The 13,506-nt window shown below is 68.2% G+C and carries 11 protein-coding genes; 1 reads left to right on the top strand and 10 read right to left on the bottom strand.

Annotation, left to right across the window (positions count from 1 at the left end; genetic code table 11):
• Positions 1 to 28: 28 nt before the first annotated feature.
• The 6 genes from xoxJ to LW587_RS09775 all read right to left on the bottom strand — a co-directional run bounded on the left by xoxJ (position 29) and on the right by LW587_RS09775 (position 6,622).
• Positions 29 to 898: a rare earth element methanol dehydrogenase accessory protein XoxJ gene (gene xoxJ, locus LW587_RS09800; protein ID WP_232629405.1), complete on the bottom strand. Its 870-nt coding sequence runs from the start codon at positions 896 to 898 to the stop codon at positions 29 to 31.
• A complete protein-coding gene (locus LW587_RS09795; RefSeq protein WP_232629404.1) occupies positions 898 to 1,536 on the bottom strand; it encodes a c-type cytochrome, methanol metabolism-related in 639 nt (212 codons plus the stop codon). Before LW587_RS09795 ends, xoxJ begins: the two co-directional genes overlap by 1 nt.
• Positions 1,537 to 1,640: 104 nt before the next feature.
• On the bottom strand, positions 1,641 to 3,446 hold the full coding sequence (xoxF1, locus tag LW587_RS09790) for a lanthanide-dependent methanol dehydrogenase XoxF1 (protein WP_232629403.1): 1,806 nt from the start codon (positions 3,444 to 3,446) through the stop codon (positions 1,641 to 1,643).
• Positions 3,447 to 4,067: 621 nt separating this feature from the next.
• Positions 4,068 to 4,820, bottom strand: coding sequence for an ABC transporter ATP-binding protein (locus tag LW587_RS09785; protein ID WP_232629402.1), 753 nt, complete (start codon positions 4,818 to 4,820; stop codon positions 4,068 to 4,070).
• On the bottom strand, positions 4,801 to 5,535 hold the full coding sequence (locus tag LW587_RS09780; RefSeq protein ID WP_232629401.1) for an ABC transporter permease: 735 nt from the start codon (positions 5,533 to 5,535) through the stop codon (positions 4,801 to 4,803). Before LW587_RS09780 ends, LW587_RS09785 begins: the two co-directional genes overlap by 20 nt.
• Positions 5,536 to 5,638: 103 nt before the next feature.
• A complete protein-coding gene (locus LW587_RS09775; RefSeq protein ID WP_232629400.1) occupies positions 5,639 to 6,622 on the bottom strand; it encodes an ABC transporter substrate-binding protein in 984 nt (327 codons plus the stop codon).
• Between the two features lie 205 nt (positions 6,623 to 6,827).
• On the opposite strand from LW587_RS09775, the gene LW587_RS09770 reads away from it, so the two are divergent.
• A complete protein-coding gene (locus LW587_RS09770; RefSeq protein WP_232629399.1) occupies positions 6,828 to 7,217 on the top strand; it encodes a 4a-hydroxytetrahydrobiopterin dehydratase in 390 nt (129 codons plus the stop codon).
• A gap of 50 nt (positions 7,218 to 7,267) precedes the next feature.
• Here the strand turns inward: LW587_RS09770 and LW587_RS09765 are convergent, their stop codons facing one another.
• From LW587_RS09765 to sucD, 4 genes are all read right to left on the bottom strand, one after another.
• A complete protein-coding gene (locus tag LW587_RS09765) occupies positions 7,268 to 8,143 on the bottom strand; it encodes a dienelactone hydrolase family protein (RefSeq protein ID WP_232629398.1) in 876 nt (291 codons plus the stop codon).
• Positions 8,144 to 8,443: 300 nt separating this feature from the next.
• A complete protein-coding gene (locus tag LW587_RS09760; RefSeq protein WP_232629397.1) occupies positions 8,444 to 9,415 on the bottom strand; it encodes an HpcH/HpaI aldolase/citrate lyase family protein in 972 nt (323 codons plus the stop codon).
• Positions 9,416 to 9,656: 241 nt separating this feature from the next.
• Positions 9,657 to 12,422: a phosphoenolpyruvate carboxylase gene (locus tag LW587_RS09755; RefSeq protein ID WP_232629396.1), complete on the bottom strand. Its 2,766-nt coding sequence runs from the start codon at positions 12,420 to 12,422 to the stop codon at positions 9,657 to 9,659.
• A 172-nt stretch (positions 12,423 to 12,594) separates the two neighbouring features.
• Positions 12,595 to 13,485 carry a succinate--CoA ligase subunit alpha gene (gene sucD / locus LW587_RS09750; protein WP_232629395.1) on the bottom strand — a complete coding sequence of 297 codons (891 nt, stop codon included), beginning with the start codon at positions 13,483 to 13,485 and terminating at the stop codon, positions 12,595 to 12,597.
• Between the last annotated feature and the right edge of the window lie 21 nt (positions 13,486 to 13,506).

Below are 13,506 nucleotides of genomic sequence, written 5' to 3'. Positions count from 1 at the left end.
CCCGGACCGGTCGGGTCCGGGCCTGTCGTCACGGTTCCGACGGTTCGGAGGGCTCGAGGAGCTTGTTCTCCTCCTCGGCCAGGAGCGGGACGTCGTAGTCCCGCAGAACCCGCTCGATATCGGCCCGGCGTTTGCGCAGGACGGTGTTGATCGAACGCTTCCAGTCGTTCTCGTTCTGACGAACGCCCATCGAGACCCGGAAGGTCAGCGCCGGGCGTCCGGGCTCATGGATCAGCGGGGCGACCTCCATCGGCACGCCGCTCTGCCGGGCGAGCCAGCCCGCCGCCGGCCCCCACAGCACCGCCACGTCGATCTTCTTCTCGGCGAGATCGGCGATGATTTCGGCGGCGATGGTCTGGTGCTTGCGGTCCGGACTGAAGGCGTAGGGCGCGTAGGGGGTCGTGCGCTCGCCGACGAGGCCGAGTTCGGTCAGGCGGGCGACGGGGGGCGTCCCGGCGACGATCCCGATGCGCTTGTCCTTCAACCGGGGGTCGTCGAGACCCTTCAGCCCGTCCATCTCGCCCTTGCGCATGACGAGCGCGTAGGCCGAGCGGTAATAGGGGTTGGTCGGCTGAACCACATCACCACCCGAGGTGCCGATGATCAGGTCGCACAGTCCGGTGCCGAGGGTGTTGCGGACGAAGCCCGGCCCCTGGGTCAGCCAGTAATAGCGCAGCTTGACCTTCAGCTCATCGGCCACGATGGCGGCGATCTTGTTCTCGAACCCGTCGCCCTTGCGCTGCGAGAACGGCATGTTGGCCGGATCCGAGCAAACGCGCAGGACATCGGTCGTGACGAGATCGGGCAGATGCTGCGCCCACGCGTCGCGCGCCCCTGCCGGTAACAGCAGGAGCGCGGCGACAGCGGTCGCGGGAGTGGTGAGACGGGCCCGGGGCATCAGCCGCCCAGGCACTCCTTCTCTTCTTTCTTCACGGTCTCCGGCTTGTCTTCCTTCTCGCCGGGACGGGCGCGGCCCCAGGCACCGGAGGCGCGGGCGCGCAGGTACACGTAAAGGTCGTTGGCGTAGCACATGACGTTCTTGTTGTCGCCGAACGCCGGCATGACGCTCTCGTTGCCCGCCGTGTGGTTCTGACGGCCGCCCGCGAGGATGCCGTAGAACTCCTCATAGGAGAGACGCTTCAGCGAATCCTTGAGGGCCGGGGCGTAGGTCGAGCCCATGCCGTCCGGGCCGTGGCAGACGTGGCACTCGGCGTGATAACGGCGATACCCGGAATAGGTGTACCAATCGACCTTCTTGCCGTCGTTGGTGATGCGGAAGGTCGGGTGACCGTCCTTGTCGGTATACTTCCCGTCCTCTTCCTTGGCCGCGGTGGCGGCCTTGAGGACCGGCTCGTCGAGTTCCTTCGCGTTCGGATCGAGCTTGTTCGCAAGCTCAGGCTTCGCGTCCTGGGCGGCAACGAAGGTGGCGGTCGAGAGCGCACCGAGGAAGCCGGCACCGATGAGACCAAGCACAGCGATCGTATTTTTTGTTGTCAACGACGTTTCTCCCGAGACCAAAATGCTGCACCGCAACATAGTCTGTGCGGCTGCCGTGGCGGCTTACAGCCTTATCATAAAATCATAAAGATGCCGGCGCGGGAACCGCGCCGGCATCCTTTCGCTCAGAGTTTCTGTGCGACTTAGTTGTTCGGCAGGGCGAACACGGTCAGCTGACCACCGAGATTGGTGTAGCTCGACAGGGCCGCATAGCCACCCACCGCGCCGAGACCGGCGTTCGGGTCGGTCAGGCCGGCCGCGAGGCCGATGCCGGCCCAGCCGCCGACGCCCGACAGGACGCCGACATACTGCTTGCCCTTGTGCTCGTAGGTCATCACGTTGCCGATGATGCCCGACGGGGTCTTGAACTTGTAGAGTTCCTTACCCGTCTTCGAGTCGACCGCCTTCAGGTAACCCTCGAGCGTGCCGTAGAACACTACGTCGCCCGCGGTCGCCAAGGCGCCGCCCCAGGCCGAGAACTGCTCGGGGTTCGACCACTTGATCTTACCCTGCACGCCGTCCCAAGCGATGAAGTTGCCCATGCCGCCATGCGAGTTCGGGGCCGGGTACATCGACAGGGTCGCACCGACATAGGGCTGGCCCGGGGTGTAGGTCACCCGGAACGGCTCGTAGTCCATGCAGACGTGGTTGGTGGGCACGTAGAACAGGTTGGTCTTGGGCGAGAAGGCCGCCGGCTGCTGATCCTTCGAACCGAGAGCCGCCGGGCAGATGCCCTTCGAGTTCACGTCCTCGCCATTCTGCTCGGTCGAGTACTTCGACACGACCAGCGGACGGCCGTAGGTCTTGGAACCCTTGTCCATGTCGACCTTGGTGGCCCAGTTCACGACCGGATCGTACTTCTCGGCGACGAGGAGTTCGCCGGTGGCGCGATCGAGGGTGTAGCCGAAGCCGTTCCGGTCGAAGTGGGTCAGCAGCGGACGGTCCTTACCATCGACCTTCTGGTCGGTGAGGATCATCTCGTTGATGCCGTCGTAGTCCCACTCGTCATGGGGGGTCATCTGGTAGACCCACTTGGCCGCGCCGGTGTCGGGGTTACGGGCCCACACCGTCATCGACCACTTGTTGTCGCCCGGACGCTGCTTGGGGTTCCAGGTCGAGGGGTTGCCCGAGCCGTAGTAGAACAGGTCGAGCTTGGGATCGTAGGAGAACCAGCCCCAGGTGCAGCCGCCGCCGGTCTTCCACTGATCGCCTTCCCAGGTCTTCAGCGAAGAATCCTTGCCGACCGGCTTGCCGAGATGCGTGGTCTTCTCGGGGTCCATGATCATGTCGGCGTCGGGGCCCTGCGAGTGGCCGCGCCAAACCTTCTTGCCGTCCTTGAGGTTGTAGGCGGTGACGTGGCAGTTCACGCCGAACTCGCCGCCGGAGATGCCGACGATGACCTTGTCCTTCACCGGGAGCACGGTGGCGGTGTTGGTCTCGCCCTTCGACGGGTCGCCGTTCTTGACCGACCAGTTGACCTTGCCGGACTTGGCGTCGAGCGACACGAGGGTGGTGTCGGCCTGGTGCAGCAGGATGGTGCCGTCGGCATAGGCGAGACCGCGGTTGACGGTATCGCAGCACATCACCGGGATGACGGACGGGTCCTGCTTGGGCTCGTACTTCCACACGATCTTGGCGCCCTGATCGAGGTCGAGGGCGTAGACGATGTTCGGGAAGGGCGTGTGGACGTACATCATGTTGCCGACGACGAGCGGGGAGCCCTCGTGGCCGCGCAGCACGCCGGTCGAGAACGTCCAGGCGACCTGGAGATTCTTGACGTTGCTGGCGTTGATCTGGTCGAGCTTGGAATAGCGGGTGTTGGCGTAGTCGACCGTCTGAAGAGCCTGCTCCGCCGGGTTGGCGATGGACTTCATGACGCTTTCGTTGGCCAGGGCCGGACCCGCAGCTGCGAGACCCGCGCCGAGGGCGAGAAGGTGTACCGCTCTCATGGATTCCTCCGACAGACCTTATCGCCTCGGCACAGCACAGGCGCTGTTCCGACGACCATTGATCTGCTGTTTGCGACAGGGATCGTTAACGCTTCAGCAGCTCGCAGCATCGCCCCGACGATCCGGGATTACCCCGTCTCATCAATGGCTTGCGCGGCCGGCGCCGCATCCCCTTACGGCGCCTCGTCCCGAAGCTTGAACGAACTCTAAGAAAATTTCGGGCGGCGTCAACTCGGTTTCGCGCGTCGAATGTCGCAGGTGAGGTCGCAATTTCCAGGAAATTTGCTTGCCGCAACGCGCTTGTTGCATCGCAATAATAAGATCGCACCGCAAAAGCGACGCTCAACCTGGTAAAAGAACCTGCCGGGCCGCCTCCCGCATGCGCGCGAGGCATAGTTTCCCGGGATCATTCGGCAATTCATGCACCTGCCGCCGTAGGTCGACCGATCGGCGCCGCGCCTCCGACGACGCAGCCGATTCCGACCGGTCTCGGACGGCCGCCGGACATCGATCACGAGGGCGCGAGGATTTGAAAAAATTGGCGGTGGACCGGCGGAAAATCCCGCTGTCGCCGTCCCCCTGCCCCGTCCCCCTGCCCCGTCCCCCGCCGGAGACCGACCGTTATCGCGCGATGATCGCGGGGAATCGGTCCGCGAGGCCAGCGCGGGTCGACTCGATCCAGGCGCGGTCGCGCCCGTCCCGCGGCCGGTCGAAGGGGATCTCGGCGAGGAGGCGGGCCGGCCGGGCCGAGACCAGGAGCAGGCGGTCGGCGATCTCGATCGCTTCGCCGACATTGTGGGTGACCATGAGAATGCCGGTCCCCGCCTGCGCCACCGTGCCGACCACGAGGCCGCGCAAACCGGCCGCGGCGGCGTCATCGAGGGAGACGAAGGGTTCGTCGAGCACGAGGAGGCGCGGCTCGAGGGCGAGGGCCCGGGCCAGCGAGACCCGCCGCTGCATGCCGAGCGAGAGCGCGCCCGGATAGCGCGACCGCCAGGGGGTCAGCCCGAGGGACTCGAACAGGCCGTCGAGGTCGCGCGCCCGCCGCTCGCGGGGCAGGCCGAGCCGCACGTTCTGCTCGATGGTCCGCCACGGCAGCAGCCGCGGGTCCTGGAACACCATGGCGACGCCGACCTGCTCCGGGCTCGGCGTCACCGCGCCCTCGAAATCCCGGTCGAGCCCGAGCAGGATGCGCAGGGTCGTGGTCTTGCCCGCTCCGGACGGCCCGATCAGGCAGGTGATCTCGGCGGGCTGCAGGGAGAAGGCGAGGCCACTGACCGCCTCGACCGGCTCCGTGCGCGCGCGCCGGTAGACCTTGCGGTCGATCCGCAGGTCGAGCAGCGCGCCCTCGCGCTCAGCGCCAGCGGCGGACATGGGCGTCGAGGGGCTGGAGGACGAAGGCGTCGAGGGCGAGCATCACGCTCATGAAGACGACGCTGTAGCCGATCACGGCGGTGACATCGAACAGGGTGAAGTAATAGTTGATGGCAAACCCCACACCGTTGGGCCGGCCGAGCAACTCGACCACCAGCACGATCTTCCAGGCGAGCGAGATCCCGGAGCGCGCCGCCGCCACCATGAAGGGCTGGAGCTGCGGCATCAGCACATGGGCGATCCAGGTGCGCCGGTCGAAGCGGTAGGTCCGGGCCATCTCCTCCAGACCCGGATCGAGCCCGCGGGCACCCTCCCGCATGATGACGGCGACGTTGGGCAGCTTGTTCAGCGCCACCGCGACGATGGCCGCGGTCTCGGTGAGCCCGAGCCAGACATAGGCCAGGACGGTGACGACGAGGGCCGGCGTGTTCAGCACCACGAGAAGGGGGGTGTCGAGCAGGCGGTCGGCGAGGCGCGAGCGCCCGAGCGCGATCCCGAGCAGCACGCCGAGGCTCATGGCGATGACGAAGGAGACCGCGACCCGCGCCAGGGTGACGCCGACGTTGAAGAGGAGAGGGCCACTCTCCGCCTCGCGCAGGATGAAGGCCAGCACCGCGCTCGGTGGCGGCAGGGTGCGCATGTCGGCGTAGGCCGACACGCCCTGCCAGAGGGCGAGCAGAACGACGAGCGAGACCAGGCGGGCGAGAAGGGCCATGCGATCGGATCAGGCGGCCGACACGCCGCGGCCGCGCCGTCGCTCGGCGACGGGCATGGCGCCCCGACCGGGCCGCGGCTCCGGGCGGGTCATGGCGCCCTCCTCAACCGTTGCCGGCGGCATCGAGGTAGAGGTTCGGCGGCAGGCCCTTGCCGGAGCCGAGCAGTTGCGTCCCCGCCAGGCGCGCGAGCGCGGCGTAGATGCGCTCGCCATCGGCCCGTTCCACGCTCACCGGACGGCGCGGAATGCCGGAGAGGAATTCGCGCTTCAGCGCCTCGAAGGTGGCCTCGTCGTCGGCCGCCATCAGCGGACGCACGATCGCCCAGGCGGACGGATCGGTCGCCAGCGCCTCCTTGGCGGCGGTCGAGGCACGGGCGAAGCCCCGGACCACGTTCGGGCGGTCGCTGACGGTGCGGCCCTCGAACAGGTAGCCGATCAGCGCGACCGGCCCCTGCGCGCCGAAGGCCCGCATCATGTCGTCGGCGGAGATCAGGCGCTTGAAGCCCTTGGGCTGGAGGCGGGCGCAGTATTGCCAGTAGAGCAGGGCCGCATCGAGCTCGCCGGTCTCGAGCTTCTGCGCCAGGAGGGGGGCCGCGCCGTAGGCGAGCTGGGCGGAGGATTCGAGATCGAGCCCGGCAGCCTCGCGGGCCTGGGCCTTCAGGAGGATCCAGTTCTTGTCGAGCGCCCCGCCGGCAATCCCGAGACGCTTGCCGGCCAGCCCCTTCAAGTCGGTGATCGGGCTGCCCGCCGGCACCATCAGGGCGCCCTCGGTCGTGGAATAGGGGGAGAAGCGCACCCCCCTTCCCTCGTTGCCGAGACGGGCCGCCCAGAGCAGATCGCCGACGATGGCATCGACCTGATCGCCGAGGAAGGCGATGCGGGCGGCATCGTTGCCGGCGAGTTTGACGGTCTCGAGGGTGAAGCCGTTTGCGGCGTCGAGGCCGCGTTCCTTGATCACGGCGGCCTCCCAGGCGGCGGTGCCGAAGGGCAGCACCCCGAGGCGGAACGCGTCGCCAGCGGCGCGGGCGGTCCCCCAACCGGCCAGCGTCAACGCCCCGGCCGCGAGCAATCCGCGCCGTGACAACATGGGCGTCACCTCCCGTTCCGGACCATCCGCCGCCCTGCGGAAGCCGCGATGTCTCTTGAAGAATCTCATAAGGGCTGCCCCCCGCGCCGTCCACCGCCGGCCTGGCCTTTCCCATGCGACACGCAGGCGTGACGCGACCGACCGCCCGCTTGCGCGGTCGGCGCTCCCGGCGCACCCTTCGGGCCTTCACGACAGGAGGGCGGAGATGTCACAAGCGCGCGAGCAGGTGCTCGACGAGGCGACGGTCGAGCGGCGGCTGACGGAGGAATTGCCCCAGTGGCGGCTCGAGGACGGCTGGATCCGCCGGACCTACAAGACCGCCTCGTGGAAGAGCACGCTCATGGTCATCAACACCGTCGGCCATCTGGCGGAAGCCGCGTGGCACCACCCGGACCTGACCGCCTCCTATGCCTGGGTCGAGGTGCGGCTGATGAACCACGCCGCCAAGGGTATCACCGAGAAGGATTTCGCCCTCGCGAAGAAGATCGAGGAGGTGGTGGCCTGGCAGCCCGGCGCCGAGGGCGGCGCCCTGGAGGGGACGCCGAGCGATCCGCGCTTCGCCTACATCAAGTACGAGAAGTCGGCGCAGGGCTGAGGCAGGCTCTGGGGTGGCCTCGGGCCCGGTCGCCGAGCGTCCGGGCTCGCTCAGGCCACGCCGTGCTCCTTGAACCAGGCCTGCAGCCGCTTCCAGCCGTCCTGAGCGGGCTCGGCCCGGTAGCTCGGGCGGTAATCGGCATGGAACGCGTGCGGCGCGTCGGGAAAGACCACGAACGTGCAGGTCTTGCCCGCCGTCCGGCAGGCCTCCTTCATCCGGTCGATCGTGGCGACGGGGATGCCCTGATCGGCTCCGCCATAGAGGCCGAGCACCGGCGCCTTGAGATCGGCGGCGGCATCGACTGGATGTTTGGGCGTCAGGGCTGAGCTGTCGCCGACGAGCCGTCCGTACCAGGCGACGCCCGCCTTCACCCCTGGATTGTGGGCGGCGTAGAGCCAGGTGACGCGCCCGCCCCAGCAGAAGCCGGTGATGCCGAGCCGGGCCGTGTCGGCCTTGCCCGTCCCCTTGGCGAAGGCGACCGCCGCGTCGAGATCGCTCATGACCTGCGCGTCGGGGACCTTGGCGACGACCTCGCTCACGATCTGCTGGATGTTCGTCAGCTTCGAGACGTCGCCTTGCCGGGCATAGAGTTCCGGGGCGAGGGCGAAGTAGCCGAGCTTGGCCAACCGTCGGCACACGTCCTTGATGTGCTCGTGGACGCCGAAGATTTCCTGCACGACCAAGATCGTCGGACAGGGCCCGCCCTCGGCCGGCATGGCCCGATAGGCCGGAATCGCGCCGTCCTGCGTCGGGATCATGACTTCGCCGGCGGTCAGCCCGTTCGTGTCCGTCGTGAGCGTGGTCTGGGCGGCGACGGGCTGCACCGCGAGCGCGAAGCCGGTGGCGAGGCTCGTGGCGACCATCCTACGCCGCGAGAGGATGGTCTGAGCCGCGAGGCTTCGCAGGTCGGCATCAAAAGCGGTCATGCGCGTCTCTCGGGATCGTGAGCACGTCGAGGGGGCCGGCGTCCGAGGGGAAAGGTAGCGGCCCTTCGCAAAATGGCGACGGGGCATGACGGCGCCTTGCGATCCCGCGCCGCCCCCCTCCCGCCGGACCACTCGGGGTCGTCGCCAAAGAAAATGGCCGGGCGAACCCGGCCATCCTCACCTCGCGCGCGTCGCCCCGGCGCGGATGTCCGGGAGGTCGCTCTGGGCCCTCGTGCGGGATCGGCATTGTCCGAGAGACGGCGTCCCCTGTCGGGACGACGCTCCCCGCAAGGCCGCCCCTTACTTCTTCATCGCGTCGGCCTTCTGGATCAGCGCTTCGGCCATGCGGATCGAGGCGATGTCGATGAGGCGGCCGTCGAGGGCCACGGCGCCGCGGCCGGCCTTGGCGGCCTCTTCCATGGCTTCGAGGATGCGGCGGGCCTTCTCGACCTCCTTCTCGGAGGGCGTGAAGACCTCGTTGGCGAGTTCGATCTGCGAGGGGTGAATCGCCCACTTGCCCTCGTAGCCAGCGGCGGCGCAGCGGCGGGCGGCGGAGAGGTAGCCGTCCTTGTCCGAGAAGTCGCCGAACGGACCGTCGACCGGGCGCAGGCCGTAGGCGCGGCAGGCGACCAGCATGCGCTGCTGGGCGAACAGCCACGGGTCCTGCCAATGGGTCTGGCGGTTGCCGGCCTCGTCCTTGTCGGTGAGCACCGAGTAGTCCTCGTTGACGCCGCCGATCACGGTGGAGCGGGTGCGGCAGGACGCGGCGTAATCGGCCACGCCGAACGACATCGCCTCGAGGCGCTTGGAGGAGGTCGCGATCGCCTCGACATTGGCCATGCCGAGCGCGGTCTCGATCAGCACCTCGAAACCGAGCTTCTTCTCGCGCTTCTTGGCCTGCTCGATCTGGGTGACGAGCACGTCGATGGCATAGACGTCCTGGGGCACGCCGACCTTGGGGATCAGGATCATGTCCAGGCGCGGACAGGCTTCGACGATGTCGACGACGTCGCGGTACATGTAGTGGGTGTCGAGACCGTTGATGCGGATCATCATGGTCTTGTGGCCCCAATCGATCTCGTTCAGGGCCTGGATGATGTTCTTGCGAGCCTGCTCCTTGTCATCGGGCGCGACCGCGTCCTCAAGATCGAGAAAGATCACGTCGGCGGCCGACGAGGCCGACTTTTCCATGAAGGTCGGGTTCGAGCCGGGAACCGCGAGTTCCGAGCGGTGCAGGCGGGGGGTCGCCTGCTGGATCAAGGTGAAGCTCATCGTGGTTCCTCCGTTCTTGAGACCGTTATCTCGGCGCCCGCCTTGCGCGGGTTGCGCCGACTGGCGGCCCGCCCCGGAATTCGCATCCGGGACGGATCGCCAGGTTCCTGTGGCGCATCGTCGGTTGGCCGAAAGCGGGAAACGGGCTTTCGGGACGATGCTCTATCTCGTGCGCCGCGCCCAGCCGTCCAGCCGAGACCGGTGACACGGACAGTCTGACCGCTTCGCTCAGCCCGTTCGCTCAGCCCGTGGCACCGAAGCCGACGGCGATGCAGTTGATCGACAGGAGCAGCGCGGATTTCACCGCCTCGCGGGCATCCTCGTCCGTCTCGCTGCGGAAGCGACGCAGCAGCTCGACCTGCTCGCGGCTGACTTGGTTGATGGTCGGCAGGCGCCCGTGCAGGCGCTCGCGGAATTGCGGGAAGCGCTGGGCCAGCTCGCGGTCGCCGCTGATGCGCAGCACCATCTCCCGCGTCAGCGCGTATTCCTGCTCGATCATGCGGAAGATGCGGGTGCGGACGCTCTCGTCCTTGACAAGGCCGGCATAGTCCCGGGCGATCTCCAGATCGACCATCAGCAGCGTCTTCTCGACCTCGTCGAGGACGAGGCGGAACACCCGCGAATGGGCGAAGAGCCGCTTCAACAGGGCTTCGCCCTGCTCGCCGCGCACGTCGATGAAGCTCTTCAGCCCCGAACCGACGCCGTACCAGCCGGTGATGACGTGGCGGTTCTGCGACCACGCGAACACCCAGGGGATCGCCCGCAGGTCCGAGAGGGACTTGGCGCCGAAGCGGCGCGCGGGCCGAGAACCGATGTTGAGGAGCGCGATCTCGTCGAGCGGGCTCGCCGCCTGGAAGTAATCGACGAGGCCGTCGGCCTGAAGCAGGTTGACGTAGGCCGCCCGCGAGGCGCCCGACAGCGCCTCCAGGGCGTCGTCGAGTTCGGCGCGCGAGCCGTTGCCGTTGCCCTCGGAGAGCAGCGCGTGCTCGAAGACCGAGGCCGCGAGCAGCTCCATCTGGTAGGCCGCGGTGCCGCGGTTGGCATATTTGAACGAGACGACCTCGCCCTGCTCCGTGATGCGGAAGCGCCCGTTGATCGAGCCCGGCGGCTGGGCCGCGATGCCCCGATGGGTCGGCACGCCGCCACGGCTGACCGAGCCGCCGCGGCCGTGGAAGAAGGCGATCGGCACGCCGACATGCTTGCCGAGCACCGTGAGCCGGACCTGCGCCTTGTAGAGCTCCCAGTTGGAGGCGATGAAGCCGCCGTCCTTGTTGGAATCGGAATAGCCGATCATCACCTCCTGCACTCCGCCCTGCCAGCGGGTGGAACGGCGCACCACGGGAATGCCGAGCAGTTCCTTCATGATGGCGGGGGCGGCGCGCAGGTCGTCGATCGTCTCGAACAGCGGCACGATCGGCAGCGGGCAGATCTCGGTGCCCGTGGCGTCGAGGAAGAGGCCGGCCTCCTTGGCCAACAGGTAGGCGCCGAGCACGTCGACGGTGGAGCGCGTCATCGAGAGGATGAAGGCGCCGAACGCCTCGCGGTCGAGGGTATCGCGCATCTCGCCCACCAGCGCGAAGGTCGCGAGCGTCTCCCGCGCCTCGTCCGGCAGCCGGTCGGCGTAATTCTCGAAGGCGGTTTCCGGATTGCGCGGCCGGGCGAGTTCGGAGAGCAGCCAGTCCTTCCAGGCGGGCGCATCCAGCTCCGGCGGCTCGCGTTCGCCGTTGCGGAGCTTCCACAGGGCGTGGAGCGTCTTCGTGGTGCGGGTGGAGTTCTCGCGCAGGTCCAGCCGCACGGTCGAGAAGCGGAAGATCTCCACCATGCGCCGAACCGGCCGCACGATGTCGGTGCCGAGCGAACCGCACTTGGCGTCGGCCAGCCCCTTCTCCAGCGTGCGCAGATCGTTGATCAGTCCGTCCGCGCTCGGATAGTCGGGCCCGACCGAGCGGGCGCCCTTGTTGCGGGCAATCGTCGCCTCGAGCTTGCGCAGGACGCAGGAGAGATACTGACGGTAGGCCTCGCCGGGATTGCGGTTGGCGATCGCCCGCCCATCGCCGGATTCGGCCAGCATGTGGGCGAGTTCGCCACGGAAGGTCTCGGGCACCGGCAGCGACCGCTCGGTGATCGAGAGCACGCGGCCGAGATGGGTGATGCCGTCGCGGTAGCGGCGCAGGGACGCCAGCGCGTTGCGCTGCAGGGTCTCGCGGGTGACGCTGGCGGTGACGTAGGGGTTGCCGTCGCGGTCACCGCCGATCCAGCTGCCGAACTGGAAGAAGGGCGGCACCTCGAAGTCTTCGTCCGGGTAGTACTGCGCGAGGCTCTCTTCGAGGGAGACCATCACCTCGGGCAGCATCTCGAACAGGGTCTCGTCGAAGAAGTGCAGCCCCCAGGCGACCTCGCGCTCGACGGTCGCCTTCTCCAGATGCAGCTCGCCGGTCATCCAGATCAGCTCGATCTGGTCGCGCAGCTCGCTCATCAGGCCGTTGCGCTCGCGCTCGGTCCAGCGCGGCAGTTCCAGCTCGCGCAGGACGAGGTAGATGCGGCGCAGCTTCTCGAGGACCGTGACGCGCTTGCCCTCGGTGGGATGCGCCGTGATCGTCGGGCGGATGCGCAGGTCCTTCAGCAGCGCGTGGATCTGGTCGGGGCCGATGCCGCGGGCGGAGGCTTCGGCCAGCACCTTGGCGAAGGACCCGTTCAGGGCCGCCCGGCCCTGATCGCGCTCGACATGGCGGCGGCGGCGCATGGCGGCGTTCTGCTCGGCGATCGAGACGAGCTGGAACCAGATGCCCTGCACCTGGAGCGCGCGGGCGAGCATGTCCGGCGTGAAGGTGGAGATGTCCGCCTGCCCGTGCAGCACGGCTTCCAGCTCGGGCTCGTGGCGGCGCGCCACGTCGAGCAGCGCGTGGAACAGGATGTCGAGGGCGTCCTCGGTCGCCGTGCCGGTGATGACCGGCGGCGCGAAGGTCGAATCGACGGCTGACGGCCGGGCGTGCAGCGTTTTGGGCATGACATCCTCCCTGGCGAGGGTGTTCGGAGTCCCGCGGGCGGCGACCCGCGGAAGGGCGAGGGCGAAGGCGCGTCCCCCTCGCGAGGGGTCGCCGGCGGTGGGTGGCCGGGGCGGAGCGGCGGCGTCCGCACCGCCCGCTGCGTCCTCCCCCGCGCGGGGGAGGCGGCGCGGATCAGGCCGCGCGGGCGAGCACGTCGGCGACGGTGCTGCCGAAGGAGCCCGGATCGGGCGCTACGGTGAGACCGTAGGACCTCATGATCTCGGCCTTCTCCGCGGCGCTGTCGCCGGTCGCCGAGATGATGGCACCGGCATGACCCATACGGCGGCCCTTCGGGGCGGTGAGGCCGGCCACGAAACCGATCACCGGCTTGGAGAAGTTCTCCTTGATCCAGGCCGAGGCTTCGGCCTCCTGCGGACCGCCGATCTCGCCGATCATCAGCACGGCCTCCGTCTCCGGGTCCTCCTCGAACAGGGCGAGGTGGTCGAGGAAGGACGAGCCGTTGATCGGGTCGCCGCCGATGCCGACGGAGGTCGAGATGCCGATGCCGAGCTCCTTCATCTGCGCGGCCGCCTCGTAGCCCAGCGTCCCCGAGCGCGAGATCACGCCGACCTTGCCCGGCAGGTAGATGTGGCCGGGCATGATGCCGAGCATCGACTTGCCGGGGGAGATGATGCCCGCGCAGTTCGGGCCCACCACCATGGTGCGCTTCTCCTTGGGGTAGCGGCGCAGGTAGCGCTTCACCCGCATCATGTCCTGGGCCGGGATGCCGTCGGTGATGGAGCAGACGAGCTTCAGGCCCGCATCGGCCGCCTCCATGATGGCGTCGGCCGCGAAGGGGGGCGCCACGAAGGTGATCGAGGTGGTGGCGCCGGTGGCGGCGACCGCGTCCTTGACGGTGTTGAACACCGGCACGCCGCAATGGGTCTTGCCGCCCTTGCCCGGGGTGACGCCGCCGACCACGTTGGAGCCGTAGGCGATCATTTCCTTGGCGTGGAAGGTGCCCTTGTCGCCCGTGATGCCCTGGACGATGATCGGGGTCTTCTCGTCGATGAGAATGCTCATGGCGTGATTCCTCCCTCCTTC

The sequence above is a fragment of the Methylobacterium sp. Leaf118 genome (assembly GCF_920984675.1).
Classification (GTDB): domain Bacteria; phylum Pseudomonadota; class Alphaproteobacteria; order Rhizobiales; family Beijerinckiaceae; genus Methylobacterium.
Note: the sequence above shows the minus strand (reverse complement) of the source record. Positions and strands in the feature narration are given on the sequence as shown.

Bases quoted from the DNA above. Each gene is read 5' to 3' on its own strand.
- xoxJ (WP_232629405.1), bottom strand. From the start codon at position 898: ATGCCCCGGGCCCGTCTCACCACTCCCGCGACCGCTGTCGCCGCGCTC.
- LW587_RS09795 (WP_232629404.1), bottom strand. From the start codon at position 1,536: ATGTTGCGGTGCAGCATTTTGGTCTCGGGAGAAACGTCGTTGACAACA.
- xoxF1 (WP_232629403.1), bottom strand. From the start codon at position 3,446: ATGAGAGCGGTACACCTTCTCGCCCTCGGCGCGGGTCTCGCAGCTGCG.
- LW587_RS09785 (WP_232629402.1), bottom strand. From the start codon at position 4,820: ATGTCCGCCGCTGGCGCTGAGCGCGAGGGCGCGCTGCTCGACCTGCGG.
- LW587_RS09780 (WP_232629401.1), bottom strand. From the start codon at position 5,535: ATGGCCCTTCTCGCCCGCCTGGTCTCGCTCGTCGTTCTGCTCGCCCTC.
- LW587_RS09775 (WP_232629400.1), bottom strand. From the start codon at position 6,622: ATGTTGTCACGGCGCGGATTGCTCGCGGCCGGGGCGTTGACGCTGGCC.
- LW587_RS09770 (WP_232629399.1), top strand. From the start codon at position 6,828: ATGTCACAAGCGCGCGAGCAGGTGCTCGACGAGGCGACGGTCGAGCGG.
- LW587_RS09765 (WP_232629398.1), bottom strand. From the start codon at position 8,143: ATGACCGCTTTTGATGCCGACCTGCGAAGCCTCGCGGCTCAGACCATC.
- LW587_RS09760 (WP_232629397.1), bottom strand. From the start codon at position 9,415: ATGAGCTTCACCTTGATCCAGCAGGCGACCCCCCGCCTGCACCGCTCG.
- LW587_RS09755 (WP_232629396.1), bottom strand. From the start codon at position 12,422: ATGCCCAAAACGCTGCACGCCCGGCCGTCAGCCGTCGATTCGACCTTC.
- sucD (WP_232629395.1), bottom strand. From the start codon at position 13,485: ATGAGCATTCTCATCGACGAGAAGACCCCGATCATCGTCCAGGGCATC.